At 64.9% G+C, this 14,016-nt stretch carries 11 protein-coding genes, 1 tRNA gene and 1 pseudogene; 1 reads left to right on the forward strand and 12 read right to left on the reverse strand.

Annotated elements, in window-relative coordinates:
* Positions 1–607 (reverse strand): lipoyl synthase (locus AC1D00_RS06630; RefSeq protein ID WP_477010109.1); only part of this gene is annotated, 607 nt, incomplete at its 3' end.
* A 130-nt stretch (positions 608–737) separates the two neighbouring features.
* Between AC1D00_RS06630 and AC1D00_RS06635 the strand changes: the two genes are divergently transcribed.
* A complete protein-coding gene (locus tag AC1D00_RS06635; protein WP_477010110.1) occupies positions 738–1,340 on the forward strand; it encodes a DNA-3-methyladenine glycosylase in 603 nt (200 codons plus the stop codon).
* 111 nt (positions 1,341–1,451) lie between these two features.
* Here the strand turns inward: AC1D00_RS06635 and AC1D00_RS06640 are convergent, their stop codons facing one another.
* The 11 genes and pseudogenes from AC1D00_RS06640 to AC1D00_RS06690 all read right to left on the reverse strand — a co-directional run.
* Positions 1,452–4,328: a valine--tRNA ligase gene (locus AC1D00_RS06640; protein WP_477010111.1), complete on the reverse strand. Its 2,877-nt coding sequence runs from the start codon at positions 4,326–4,328 to the stop codon at positions 1,452–1,454.
* 140 nt (positions 4,329–4,468) lie between these two features.
* Positions 4,469–5,245 carry a PopZ family protein gene (locus tag AC1D00_RS06645; RefSeq protein WP_167770623.1) on the reverse strand — a complete coding sequence of 259 codons (777 nt, stop codon included), beginning with the start codon at positions 5,243–5,245 and terminating at the stop codon, positions 4,469–4,471.
* 306 nt (positions 5,246–5,551) lie between these two features.
* A complete protein-coding gene (locus tag AC1D00_RS06650; protein WP_477010115.1) occupies positions 5,552–6,937 on the reverse strand; it encodes a TolC family outer membrane protein in 1,386 nt (461 codons plus the stop codon).
* Positions 6,938–7,142: 205 nt separating this feature from the next.
* Positions 7,143–7,805, reverse strand: a complete 663-nt coding sequence (locus AC1D00_RS06655; protein WP_477010112.1) for a protein-L-isoaspartate O-methyltransferase family protein — start codon at positions 7,803–7,805, stop codon at positions 7,143–7,145.
* 138 nt (positions 7,806–7,943) lie between these two features.
* Positions 7,944–8,123, reverse strand: a complete 180-nt coding sequence (locus AC1D00_RS06660) for a hypothetical protein (RefSeq protein ID WP_027542747.1) — start codon at positions 8,121–8,123, stop codon at positions 7,944–7,946.
* A 217-nt stretch (positions 8,124–8,340) separates the two neighbouring features.
* Positions 8,341–8,415: transfer RNA gene (locus tag AC1D00_RS06665), tRNA-Asn, on the reverse strand.
* Between the two features lie 138 nt (positions 8,416–8,553).
* The gene (locus AC1D00_RS06670) at positions 8,554–8,922 is read right to left on the reverse strand and encodes a hypothetical protein (RefSeq protein ID WP_027542746.1); all 369 of its coding nucleotides are present in this window, start codon (positions 8,920–8,922) and stop codon (positions 8,554–8,556) included.
* Positions 8,923–9,133: 211 nt separating this feature from the next.
* A complete protein-coding gene (locus tag AC1D00_RS06675) occupies positions 9,134–10,825 on the reverse strand; it encodes a flotillin family protein (RefSeq protein WP_477010113.1) in 1,692 nt (563 codons plus the stop codon).
* 29 nt (positions 10,826–10,854) lie between these two features.
* Positions 10,855–11,514 (reverse strand): OB-fold-containig protein, encoded by a 660-nt coding sequence (locus AC1D00_RS06680; protein ID WP_404556308.1) that lies wholly within the window; start codon positions 11,512–11,514, stop codon positions 10,855–10,857.
* A 10-nt stretch (positions 11,515–11,524) separates the two neighbouring features.
* Positions 11,525–12,688 (reverse strand): PspA/IM30 family protein, encoded by a 1,164-nt coding sequence (locus AC1D00_RS06685; RefSeq protein ID WP_477010114.1) that lies wholly within the window; start codon positions 12,686–12,688, stop codon positions 11,525–11,527.
* A 1,210-nt stretch (positions 12,689–13,898) separates the two neighbouring features.
* Positions 13,899–14,016, reverse strand: a pseudogene (locus AC1D00_RS06690) (LysR family transcriptional regulator); the annotation flags it as partial.

The raw sequence follows: 14,016 nt of genomic DNA on the forward strand, positions 1-14,016 counted from the left end.
AGTAGCGCGCGCCCGGCCGCACCGTGAGATAGCGCGACGGCACGGTCTCGAGATTGTGGTTGAACACGTCGGGCCTGGCCGCGACGACGATCTCGAGCGCTCCCTCCTTGCGCAGGAAGTCGGGCGTCAGGATCTCGATCGTGGTCGAAGGGCACGCGGCCCGGATCGCACGGATGGTCTGGGCGAAATGCTCGGCGCCGCCATCGGCAAGATCGTCGCGGTCGACGGAGGTGATGACGACGTGGGCCAGGCCGAGCTTGGCGACGGCCTCGGCAACGTTCTGCGGCTCGGCCGCATCCAGCGCGTTGGGCAGGCCGGTCTTGACGTTGCAGAAGGCGCAGGCTCGGGTGCAGGTGTCACCCATGATCATGAAGGTCGCGTGCTTCTTGTCCCAGCACTCGCCGATGTTCGGGCAGCCCGCCTCCTCGCACACCGTGTGCAGGCCGTTGGCGCGCACGATGTTGCGGGTGTCGGCATAGCCGCGCGTGTTGGGCGCGCGCACGCGGATCCAGTCCGGCTTCGGCGGCGAAGCGGAATCGGGGCGATTCACCTTTTCGGGGTGGCGCGGGCGCAGCGGGTTCGAGATGGTATCGACAATAACGACCATGGGGTGTCCGGTCTGTTCAGGTCCTACCTAGTCGGTCTCGCCCGGCATCGCAACCCGGCTCGCACCGCTTCAGGGAACATGGCAGATATGGGCAATATCCTGCTCAGTTCTCAGGCGATTCTCACCTCGAATGGCTCCAACCTCGAAGACTTCTACGCCGCGGCTCGGCAAGGCCCTGAAGCGCGCCTTTTTTGGCCGCAACGTCCGCGAGGTCGCCCATGACCTGATCGGTGCCACCATGCTGGTGGACGGCGTCGGCGGCCGCATCGTCGAGGTCGAGGCCTATCATCATACCGAGCCGGCGGCGCACTCCTACAATGGCCCGACGCCGCGGAACCAGGTCATGTTCGGCCCGCCGGGCTTTGCCTATGTCTACCGCTCCTACGGCATCCACTGGTGCGTCAATTTCGTCTGCGAGGAAGAAGGCTCGGCCGCCGCTGTGCTGATCCGCGCGCTGGAGCCGACGCACGGCCTCGCCGCCATGCGCCGCCGCCGTCATCTCCAGGACGTGCACGCGCTGTGCTCGGGCCCGGGCAAGCTGACCGAGGCGCTCGGCATCACCATCGCGCACAACGCCCTGCCGCTGGACCGGCCGCCGATCGCGCTGCATGCGCGGACGGAGGATTTCGAGGTGGCGACGGGCATCCGGATCGGCATCACCAAGGCCGTCGAGTTGCCCTGGCGCTATGGCGTCAGGGGTTCGAAGTTTCTGAGCAAGCCGTTTCCGAAATGACTGTCATTCCGGGATGGTCCGAAGGACCAGACCACAGGTGCGCAATTGCGCACCGGGGAATCTCGCGATTCCGGGTTCGATGCTACGCATCGCCCCGGAATGACGGGCGTCTCACGACGCCAGCTTCAGCCGCTCCAGCGCCTCCAGCAGCTTGGCCTTGCGGGCCAGCGCCGCCTCGCGCTTTTCGCGCTCCTCCTCGACGACCTCCTCGGCCGCGTTGGCGACGAATTTTTCGTTCGCCAGCTTGGACTCGGCGCGCTTGATGTCCGCGTCGGCCTTCCCGATCTCCTTGTCGAGGCGCGTGCGCTCGGCGGCGACGTCGATCACGCCCTTCAGCGGCAGCGCGGCCACTTCGCCGCGCACCAGCAGCTGAACCGCGCCGTCAGGTGCGCGATCGGCGAAGGAGATGTCAGAGAGCCGCGCCATGCGCTTGATGACGTCGGTCCAGCGCGGCGCGCGTTCCCTGGTCTCGGCCGAGGCGCCGACTAGCACCAGGGCGGTCAGCGTCGCCGGCGCAATGTTCATCTCGGCACGCACCGAGCGGATCTGCGTGATCAGGTCGATCACCCAGCCGATCTCGGCTTCCGCCTTGGGATCGGTGAAGTCGGCATGGTCGAAGATCGGCATGATCAGGGCCGGCGAGATCAGCGGATCGGTCGGACCGGCGGCTGCCGCGAGCATCACGAGTTGCTCCGGTGTCGGGGCGGAGGGCTTCAGCGGCCATTGCGCCAGTGCAAGCAGGCCGTCGCGCTTGGCCGTCACCTCCCACAACTCTTCGGTGATGAAGGGCATGAAGGGGTGGAGCAGCTTCAAAATCTCGTCGCGCGCCCAGGCGACCATGGCGCGGGTCTCGTCCTTGGCAGGGCTGTCCGGGCCGAGCAGCACGGGCTTTGCCAGCTCGACATACCAGTCGCAATAGACATTCCAGACGAAGCGGTAGATCGCGCCGGCGGCATCGTTGAAGCGATAGGCCTCGATCGCCTCGGTCACCTCGCGCGTGGTGTGCGCGCTCTCATGCGCGATCCAGCGATTCAGCGTCTCCTTGGCCTTTGCCGGCTCGAAACCGTCGGGCACGGCGCAGTGGTTCATCTCCGCGAAGCGGGACGCATTCCAGAGCTTGGTCGCGAAATTGCGGTAGCCCTCGACGCGGCTGGTGGCGAGCTTGATGTCGCGCCCCTGCGCCGCCATCGCGGCCAGCGTGAAGCGCAGCGCGTCCGCACCGTATTCGTCGATCAGGTTGAGCGGATCGATGACGTTGCCCTTCGACTTCGACATCTTGGCCCCCTTCTCGTCGCGGACGAGGGCGTGGATGTAGATCGTCGAGAACGGCACCTCCTTCATGAAGTGCAGGCCCATCATCATCATGCGGGCGACCCAGAAGAAGATGATGTCGAAGCCGGTCACCAGCGCGTTGGTCGGGTAATAGCGCCGCACCTCGGGTGCATCTTCGGGCCAGCCGAGCGTCGAGAACGGCCACAGCGCCGAGGAGAACCAGGTGTCGAGCACGTCTTCATCACGCGTGACGAAGCCTTCGCGCTTGTTGCGGTCGAGCGCCATCTCGCGCCCCTGCTCGGCCGTGATGACCTCCTGCTCGACRTAGTAGCCGAGCGCGTGGCTGACGGCCTCCTCCTCGGTCTCGGCGACGAACACCTTCCCGTCAGGTCCGTACCAGGCGGGGATCTGGTGGCCCCACCAGAGCTGGCGCGAGATGCACCAGGGCTGGATGTTCTCCATCCACTCGTAATAGGTCTTTTCCCAGTTTTTCGGCACGAAGCTGGTTTCGCCCGAACGCACCGCCGCGATCGCGGGTTTTGCGAGTGTCTTGGCGTCGACGTACCACTGGTCGGTGAGATAGGGCTCGATCACGCTGTTGGAGCGGTCGCCGTGCGGCACCATGTGGGTGTGCGGCTCGATCCGCTCGACGAAGCCGAACGATTCCAGCCGCTCGACGATGCGCTTGCGCGCGGCGAAGCGATCGACMTTGTTGAACTCCTCGGCGAATTGCGAGGCGCCTTCCGGCAGGTCGCGCAAATAGTCCTCGTTGTCGAGGAGATCGAGGCAACCTTCCTTGTCGAGCACGCTAATCCGGCGCAGGCCGTGGCGATTGCCGACCTCGAAGTCGTTGAAGTCGTGCGCCGGCGTCACCTTCACCGCGCCCGAGCCCTTCTCCGGATCGGAATAGTCGTCGGCGACGATCTGGATCTTGCGGCCGACCAGCGGCAGGATGACGTTCTTGCCGACCAGCTTCTGATAGCGCTCGTCATCGGGATGCACCGCGACGCCGGTATCGCCGAGCATGGTCTCCGGGCGCGTCGTGGCGACGACGATGAAGCTCGAGAGATCCTCGGGGCTGAACGTCTTGCCCTCGATCGGATAGCGCAGATACCAGAGGCTGCCCTTGACCTCGGTCTGCTGCACTTCGAGATCGGAGATCGCGGTCAAGAGCTTGGTGTCCCAGTTCACCAGCCGCTTGTCCTTGTAGATCAGGCCGTCGCGGTGCAGCTCGACGAACACCTTGATGACAGCCTTGGACAGGCCCTCGTCCATGGTGAAGCGTTCGCGCGACCAGTCGCAGGACGCGCCGAGCCGCTTGAGCTGGTTGATGATGGTGTCGCCGCTCTCGGCCTTCCACTGCCAGACCCGCTCCAGGAACTTCTCGCGGCCCATCTCGCGGCGGCCGGGCTGCTGGCGCTCCATCAGCTGCCGCTCGACCACCATCTGGGTGGCGATGCCGGCGTGGTCGGTGCCGGGCTGCCACAGCACGTCGCGGCCGCGCATGCGCTCGAACCGGCACAGGATGTCCTGGAGCGTGTTGTTGAGGGCGTGGCCCATGTGCAGCGAGCCCGTCACGTTCGGCGGCGGGATCACGATGGTAAAGGGCACTGCGTGGCGGCGGTCGGGGCGGCCGGCCTTGAAGGCACGGCTGTCCTCCCACACCACGGACATGCGGGCTTCGATATCGGCGGGCTGGTAATTTTTCTCGATCATGGGGCTGCTAGAAAGCCGCGCGCGGGGGGCAAGTCAACGAAAAGGTCAACGAAAGCTCAGCGGCAAACGGGCTTTCCGGCCCGGTCGGCGGACCGAATGTGATGCACAAGCGGGGCTTTATCAGGGCTCCGCGGCCTGCTCTACCGGCCGCCGCGCGAGACCCGCTCGATTTCGGCCTTCACGATGCGTTCAACCAGGCCCGGCAGGTTGTCGTCGAGCCAGGACTTCAGCATCGGGCGCAGCATCTCCTTGACCAGGTCCTCCAGCGTCCGCGCGTTGCTGCTGAGCACCGTATGGGCCAGGGAATTGAAGGCGGATTCGACCGCTGAGACCGTCGATTGCGCGAGGATCGGCTGCTGCGGCGGCAGCGGCGGGGCATCGAAATCCGCGGGCGCGTAGGACGGCGACGGGCGCGGCGGCGGCGATTCGGCGAATTCGAGATCGTCGCGCGGCTCGACCTTGCGGAAGCTCGGCGGCGGCGGAGGCGGTGTCGGCTCCGGGTCCATCGCCATGTCGTCGGTCAATTCGAGCACGTCGGGCTCGGGCTCGGGCTCCGGCTCGGGTTCCGGAGCACGGACCTCAGGCGCTGACGTGGCTGTGTCGAGCCCCGCCAGCAGCGCGTCGATATCGTCCTGGCTGTTTGGAGAGGCAGCCGCCGCAGGTGCAGGCGGCGGCGCCGGCTTTGCAGCCGGAGGCGGTGCGGGCTTCTCGGCGGCCGGTTTGGCGGGGGCGACCTTGGAGGGCGGAATGTCGTTCATCGCCTGAGGCTTTGCTGCGGGCGCCGCAGGCGCCGCTGCCTTTCCGGGATTCGCGATCTCTGCCGGCGGCGGCTTGGCCTCATCGTCGGCAATGATGCGCCGGATCGAGGCCAGAATCTCCTCCATCGAGGGTTCTGTGACCTTTGCAGGCTGCGTCATCTCCGACTCCACATCATCAACGCCCTCGCATGCGTTGTTTTACACCAAGCACGACAGGATTGGCCGGTTCCGCAACGGACGCCCCGACATTTTCGTCACGGCGGCCCGACTTGTCCCCAGATCACGGCTCAACGTGCGGCGGTGCGCCCCTGCCCTCGGCACTCAAGCTTTACGCACACGACATCGAATGCGGGGCGAATCGACCCGCATCTTCTTGGCAAGGCTATGTCAGGGATTTTGATGATTGCAAGCAAAGCACCGGTCGGCGTCGGCTGTTCGCGAGGCCGACCGGACACTTACGGGACTTCAGCGCCCGTCAGGCGTGCGAACACCGGCCCAGCTGTCGCGGACCTGGTGGTAGTGAACGGTGGGATCGTAAACCGTGGTCGCAAGGCCGAGGACCTGCGGCGACAGCCGGCCGATAGCGGCGAGAACGTTATAAGATGCAACGACCCGGTCATGCTGCGCGGTAACCAAGGCGACTCGCGCATTGACCAGCGCCTGCTGCGCGTTGAGCACGTCGAGGGTGGTGCGCTGACCGGCCTTTGCTTCTTCAYGCACACCGTTCAGCGCGATCTCGGACGCCGTGACCTGCGCCTGCGCCGACTGCACCTGCGCTTTGCCGGCCTGCAACGTCCCCCAGAACTGCACCACGTTCGCACGAGTCTGGTCGCGCGTCGTCTCGAGGTTGAGACGCTGCTGCGCCAGGTTTTCCTTGGACTGGCGGATCAGCGCATACGAATTGCCACCATCATAGAGCTGCCAATTGGCCGAAGCGATCGCGGACGCGCTGGTTGCCCTGTATTGAATCAAGGACTGTTCGTTCGCCTGTTGGGCGGCAACCTGCACCGTGACCGTCGGCAGCAGCGCGCCTTCGGCGACCTTGACCTGCAGAAAATTGACGTCGATGCCGAACATTGCGGCCGTGACGTTGGGATGCTCGACCAAGCCGAGCTCGACCGCTGCGGCAAGCGTTGCGGGCAGGAAGCGATCGACAGGTGAGCCGGGCGCAAGATTCGTCGGCTCGTTACCGATGATGCGACGGAAGTTCGCGCGCGTCGTGGTGAGATTTGCTTCGGCGGTAAGCGCCTGCGTCCTGCCGGCCGCAAGCTGTGCTTCCGATTGCGCAACGTCGGTGCGTGTCACTTCGCCGACGTTGAAGCGATCGCGCGTCTGCTTCAACGTCTGCTCGAGCACGCGCACGTTGCTGCGCTGGACTTCGAGCGTGGCGGCGTCACGCAGATAGTCCATGTAGGTGGTGGCGCCCTGGAGCAGCACGGTCTGATCGAGACTGCGCAGCGCTTCGCGGGATCCGGAGACCTGGCTCTCCGCCGCGCGCGTTCTGTTTGCGGTGATGTTGCCGTTATAGAGCGTCTGGTTGACGGTCACGCCGACGGCGCGGGGCGCCGTGGCCCCGAAGAACGGGTTGCTGCCCAGCGCGCTTTGCTGATCCTGATATTGATAGCCGCCGCTCGCTGTCAGCGCGACCTTGGGACGGTAGCCCGACAAGGCCTGCGGCACGTTCTCGTCGGTCGAGCGCACCTGGGCACGCTGTGCGTTGAGCTGCGGATTGTTCTGATAGGCGCGCACCAAGGCGGCCTCGATGGTGTCCGCCAAGGCAGGCGTCGGCCCGGCAAGCGCCAGCACCAAGACCGAAACCGCCGCTCCGGTGAAGAGCTTCACCCCATGCATCCCAAAAATTCCGTTCATTCTAACGTCCGGCTCGTGCCCGCGAGCTGGGTTACGTCTACCGAGTGGAGTCGTTGCCCCGTCGCAACATAGGCCGCGGATCGACGCGACGGAACTACCTCAAGGTAGTTCTCGGTGGAAACTCTTCACGTGCAGCATCCCGGCCACACTTCTGATTCAGAACGGGATTTTAACGGGCTTTGGACCGTCAGAAGACGAATGCGGCGGCCCGTTCCAGCCCGGGGAGGACCGGGGCACCGGCATCGAACAGCGCCCGATGGCCGAATTCGCCGTGGGTATGGGTCACAATCATGGCCCGCGGCGGCCGGGATTCGGCAGACACCCCCACCAGACGCCCGCCTTCCCTAAGCTGCCCGAGCAGCCCTTCCGGCGTCACCTCGACAGCGCCATTGAGGATAATCACGTCGTAGGGCGCGCCAGAGGGGTCCCCCTCGGTGCAGGAAGCGGCCTTGCAGGTGACATTGGCGAGCCCGAGGGCGGCGAAAGCGTCCTTGGCCTTCGCGACCAGGGCCGAATCGCATTCCGTCGCGGTGACCTGACGCGCCAGCTTGGCGGCCAGTGCGGCGAGGTAGCCGGTGGCGCAGCCGACGACCAGCACGTTGTCACCCTCGCCGATCTCGGCGGCCTGGAGCAGCTTGCCGGTCAGCTGCGGCTTGATCAGGAACCGCTTGCCGCCGCCCTCGCTCACATCGAGGTCGAGGTCGAGATAGGCCAGGGCCTGCCGGCTGGCCGGCACGAAGGCCTCGCGCGGAACCGCGAGCATGGCGTCGAGGACACGGCGATCAGTGACGTCATTGGTGCGCACCTGGCCATCGACCATTTTGAGGCGCGCGGTCGAAAAACCGGACATTTGCGGACCCTGAAATGCGGACGATGCCGCGGACGAAAGTTGCCGGCATCTTTGGAACATGCCCGGCGAAAACGCAACATGGGCGTTGCGCCTCCGCCGGCCAACGCTTCCGCGACTCACCACATCAGGGGTGATGGACTATTCGATCGTCACCGCGAGGCGGCCGATCAGGGCGGCGACCTCGTCCAGCCGCGCCGAATCGGGCGTCTCAACCGCACGCGCCAGGCAGGCGATGCATTCGTCGTCGCTGAGCTCGGGAATGTCGGCCGGCAGAATCGAGGGAGCCAGTGGGGCACGGTCGATCTGGATGTCGGGCATGGGAATCAGCTCCGTAAGGGTCCGGCCCGGCGAAGCTCGATTTGAATTAAGTCGATTTGGTGCCAGCCCTACGGGCGCGAAGCCGCGGTCAGGACACGTTTGCTTGAACACGATTCTGCATCGCGTGCGGGCCCGCAACCGTGTTGAGAGACGGCCCGAGCAACGTCGCGCGCCGCATCAAAGCACGAGTGCAAGCTACTGAAATTGCGGTGAAATTTGGCTCCCCGGGCTGGATTCGAACCAGCGACCATCCGATTAACAGTCGGATGCTCTACCGCTGAGCTACCGAGGAAAAGGGCGAACCGTTCGTTCGCGCGCGGCTGCGTATAACAAAGCCGGTTGCGCTTGCAAAGGACGAATTCGTCATCTTCCGCAACGCGCCTGAGGAAGGGCCGGACGGCCCCTCCTCCGGGCCGCATCAGTCGGAAAACTATTCGGCGACGAAGGACGTGGTCTTGGTGCCGGCGTCGTAGCGCAGCCGCAGCGCGGTGAACTTGCAGAGATTGACGTTCTTCCAGAGCACGGCCTCGTCGTAATTCTGCCAGTCGACGCGGATGTTCCAGACACATCCCTCGTCGTCATCGTCGAACTCGACATAGGTGCTCGCCTGGTTCTGCAAAACCTTGTCGAGCTCGTTGTCCCATTCGTCCAGGCCATCGTCCGGCGCGTTGAAGCCCAGGAATTTGATGGCATAGCCGGTCTCGTTGACGACGGTGACGTTGCGGGCGTCAGCTGCAAACGACGGTGTGGCGGCAATCGAAAGACCGATCGCAATCAGTGCAGACAGAAAATACTTCATGTGAAATTCCCTGGATCGAAACAGGCTTTAAGCGCCTGACGTCGATCGGCGCAGGCGCCGCGGCAACAAATGGCGTTGCCTCCAACGATTCGGCCGGAGCCTGATCGAAAGGTTCAACACGCCTCGATCAGCACTCCGGAGCTGTGCGCGACGCGAGACGCGCACAGGGATTTCTTATCGATTCGAATTCTCCGCAGCAATGAACGGGCATTCATAGATCGGCGGAGTTTGTCTTCTCCGGCGCGGGCGCCGGCACCGCGGCACCGTTGCTCTTGCCCGTCACGGCACCGACGAGCGCCTGCACGGGATCGTCGCCCGGCGCAAAGCCGCTCTGGCGCAGGATCTCGTCGATCATCGGACGTAGCGCGTGCACCTTGAGCAGCTCGCCCGCGAGGCCTTCGCCGAAACCGACATTGCCGCCGGCGCCGTTGCCGCCGAACGCGCCGCCGGTGTGCAGGATGCGGACGTCCTTGAGGTTGGCGATCGGCCTGACCATCTCGGCGAGGGCCGAGGGCATGGTCTCGATCCGCTTCTTGGCGAGTTCGAAATCGATGACGTTGGCGCCGAGCTTGTTCTGCGCCTCGTTCTTGAGCGTGATGATTGCGGCCTCGGCCTCGCCGATATTCCTGACGCCGACAGCCTTGATCTTGTTGGACTCAGCTTCCGCGGTGGCCAGTGTCTTGACGGCCTCGGCGCGATCGAGCGAGGCCTTCTTTTCGGCTTCGGCCGCGACGATCACCTCGGTCGACTTGCGCTCGGCCTCGGTGCGCGCGGCAAGCACCTGGGTGAGACGGGCACGGTCGGCAACCTCGACCGCGCGTGCGGTCACGACCTTTTCCTCCGCGGAGACGGCGATCGCCTCGGCCGTCTTGGCCTCGGCGACGGCTTCCGAGGTCTGCTTGCTCTTGGCCGCGATCTGGATCTCGTTCTCCTGGGTCGCGATCTGGATCTCGCGCTGCGCGTCGGTCTTGCGCTTGTTGATCGCGAGATCCGACTCGATCACCGCCGTTTCCTTGACCTGCTTGGCGCCCGCCTCCTTCTCGGCGACCGCCCGGTCGGTGTCGATGCGGGCGTTCTCCTCGGTCAGGCGCGCGGTCTGGGTTGCGGTCGCGACTTCGGCGCGGGTGCTCGCGGTCTTGTTGGCGATGTCGCGCTCCTGGGAGAGCTCGGCCTCCTTCTTGGTGCGCTCGATGGTCAGGGTCTGCTGCCGCGCCTCGAGGTCCTTTTGCGCAATCGCCACCTCGTTGTCGCGCACGATCGAGTTGCGGTCGCGCCGGCGCGTCTCGGTAACGGTCTTGAGCTGGGTCAGACCTTCGGCGTCAAAGAAGTTTTCCGGATTGAAGAATTTCACATCGGTCTGGTCGAGCTTGGTCAGCGACACCGATTCGAGCTCGAGACCGTTGGATTTGACGTCCGACTCCACGGTCGCTTGCACGTGCTTGACGAAGTCGCTGCGCTTTTCCTGCAACTCCAGGATGGACATGGTGGCCGCCACCGAACGCAGACCGTCGACGAATTTCGCCTCGACCTGGTTACGCAGGGCTTCGGCGTCATTGGTCAGCGCGCCCAGAGTCTGGCTGGCGAGCGCGATGCTCTCGTCGTCGGGGCGGACGCGCACGTAGAACTCGGCGACGATGTCGACGCGGAGGCGGTCCTTGGTGATCAGGGATTCCCGCTCCTTGCGCTCGACGGTGAGCCTCAGCGTCTTCAGATTGACGCTGGCATAGGAATGGAAGATCGGCAGGATCATGGCGCCGCCGTCGAGCACGACCTTCTTGCCGCCGAGGCCGGTGCGCACGAAGGCCTCGTCGCGCGTGGCGCGCTTGTAGAGGATGGTGAAGACGATCCCCAGGACGACGATCAGCGCGACGCCGATCATGGCCGGGACTGCGATGTCAAACATGACTTTCTCCGCTAATGAGCTTTGGCTGGCTAACTGCTTAGAGTCGGCTTGGACGGCTTCAGTTCATCGTCGGCCTTGACCGCCACGAAGCGGGTGCCGACGCGATCGACCAGGAGGACCATGGTTCCCTGCTCCAATGGTCCCGATGCGGGCGCCGCGACCGCCCAGACGAAGTGCCTGTTGCCGTGGACGTCGGCGACGCTGACGCGGCCGGGCGGCCCCTGATCGAGCGGGCCGATAACGACCTCGCCGACGCGGCCGACGAGGTCGCCGAGACCGACGGCATAGCTTTCATCTTTGGGAATGGCCCGCGCGATGGCGCGGCTGGTGACGCGGACCAGCGGAACCGAGGCCGCGACGGCCCCGATCGAGGCGATCGTTGCCGGCAAGGGACCGGCGACCAGCCGGGCGATGTCCTGGATCAGGAATCCGGTGATCGAGAAGGCGCCGAGCATCAGCAGCAGGAAGATCAGCAGCGGCACGCCGCCGACATTGATCCACGAAATGGCGTTGAGCACGCCGTTGTCGCTGGGGTGACTGAAATCGATGCCGGTGCCGAGCATCTCACTCAAGGAGGCTCCGACCAGCATCGTGATCACCTCGAGCGAGCCGACGATGACGATCATGGCCGCCGCGATCGCGAACGGCCTGACCTCCGGCGCCATGACGTGTTCGAGCAGTGCGCTCATGACACATTACTCAGGAGCGCGACTTCAACCGCGCCAGCCTCGCTGCAATCTCCTTGTCGCGATGCAACGTGCTGAGCTCGTCGATGTCACTTGAAAACGGGATGGCTGCGGGAACGCCAGTGGCGCGCGCCACCGCCCTGCCCGCCCGTAGCGCCTTCGCCGCTGCCGAGGCACCGCCGGGCTTCCCGGGCGAGGTCGCGGCCTGGTGGCTTGCGACCGCCTCGCTCTTTGCGAGATCGGCGCGGCGCTGCTCGGCATCTTRCAATGCCGACAGCACGGCGCGCAGCGACGTCACGCATTGCTCGATCTTCTCATTGTTCTCGTCGATGGCGCGGGAGAGCACCTCGAACTGCGCCTCCAGGTCCATCTGCCGCGCGATGCCGGCGCGCGCGAGATCGTCGCGGCTATCAGCGATCACGCTCTCGATCTTGGCAGTGAGATCGGTCATCTCGCGCTCGATCTCGGTGCGGCGCGCGTTGAGGCGGTATTCCTCGGCGCGCGCAGCCGCGAGCGCGTCGCGTGCCTCGCTCTCGGCACGCTCGATCTCGCGGATGGCCTGGCCGACCACTTTCAGCTTGTTCTTGCCTTCCGCCTGCTCGATCGCGTCATAGGCGATCCCGGCGATCAGGCGCCCGACCCGGGACAGGAAATTGTCGGGGGCGGCAGCGATGGTATCCATGGCGTTCTCCTCCTCTGGCAGACTGTTCGGCGTGACGCCGTAGTGAACTTCAAAGCCGTCGTCGGTGCGGATCAGGTGTGCGGGCGCGCTCTGCCCCCAGCCCTCGGCATAACCGGCGTAGTCGAAKGGCACGCTGAAGCGCCCTTGCACGGTCGCAATCGAAATGGTGGCGGGCCCCTTGATCTTGGCGAGCTTGTCGTCGAGCGGCAGGCGGCGACCTTGGGCGGCGCGATAGTCGGCGCGGTCACGCAAGCCCAGCGTCACCAGCCGCGACGGCAGTGCGGTTGCTTTCCGGATCGGCTCATAGGCGTGGGCGTGAAGCAGGACCACGTTGGAACCCACATTATGGGTCCGAGCGACCTCATCCAGGATCTCCATCATCCGGTCATAGGCCCTAAACGTCGCCTCCATGGCGGCCTTGGCGGCCGGATCAGGGGCAAGCCTGTAACGCAGCGCGGACGGCGCGTTTCGGGGCGATTGGATCATGGAAAGCACTAAAGCACCATTTTGGTGCTTTAGGAAGAGGAAGCTCGATCACGTTCCACTGATCCTTGGGCACTCCATGGAGTTAGTCGCTGGTGGTCTCTCGTGCGTTCAAGGCTGGCTATCATGCTCGCCCATCTCTCGTATCCCGGACAAGCGTAGCGAAGCGGAGCGCAGAGCCGGGACCCAGGAGGCCGCACGACACGCTGCTGCATGGGCCCCGGCTCTGCAGCGCACCGCCGAACTGGACGATGCTTCGCATCGCCAGGGAAGCGCTGCGCTGCGTCCGGGGCACGAGACCGAAGTTCAAGCGCACGTTTCCTCCACGCCGTCATTGCGAGGAGTTCGCGACAAAATTGCGAAGCAATTTTGCGCTGATGCGACGAAGCAATCCAGAGTCTTTCCATGGAGGGATTCTGGATTGCTTCGCGGAGCCTGTCATCGGGCCGCGCTTCGCGCGGACCCGTTGGCTCGCAATGATTGAGTGTGGGGAAACACTGCTCTTCATCAACTCGCATCTGAACGCGCAGACGCAGTTTCGCATCCTCGCGGCTCATCTCGCCCGAGCTTTGCTTCRTCGCGACACCCTCCGATGTCAGAGGGCGCAGGGAAGACCGGGTGCCGGCCGGGCACCCACGRTCCACTGTGCGAAAGGTGGCAACAAAAATCTGCACAGCGGCATACAGGTGAAGCCCAACACACGGCCTTCCCTGCGCAGTGGTTTGACGGCTTATGCCGMGTTCTCCCCGGGGAGCGATGCACTATTGCCCCCGTCGCCTTGCCGATCGCTGATGCGCGTGCCCGGTCGGGCCGCCACCATCACCGCAAGACTTGGCGCACAGACCCCGGGCGCCAGGACGACACGGTTTTGCCGTACGYTGATCACACCGGTCGTGTGCGCAATGGGTTTCGCTCACGGTTGCCCGCCCTGCGATGCCTATCGCGCCGATGTGACTAGCGTCCACCGCAGCCCACCCCGCATGTCGTGACGATCGCGATACGCCCCTCTGACCGGGATGAGGTGGYGAGACAATGCGACAAATCAGAAATTCTGTAAAGGCGAATATTTTGSTAGGCATGGATTGCCCCATGCCTAGCGTGTCTTGCCCGACGGGCARCGCAAGCTCTTGTAGCCCGGATAAGCGAAGCGATATCCGGGATTCGTGCGAGCGGCGGTCCCGGTATCGCTTCGCTCACCCGGGCTACGACTCTGCGGCCTCCCTCACAGCTTCGCCTCGGCAAAAATGCCCGATATCCAGTCGAGGAAGACACGCAGACGCAGCGCGGGCTGGCGGTTTTGCAGATACAGCGCGGAGAGCGGTGTCGGCGACGGCGGATGG

This window comes from Bradyrhizobium sp. P2_E8 (assembly GCF_056403875.1).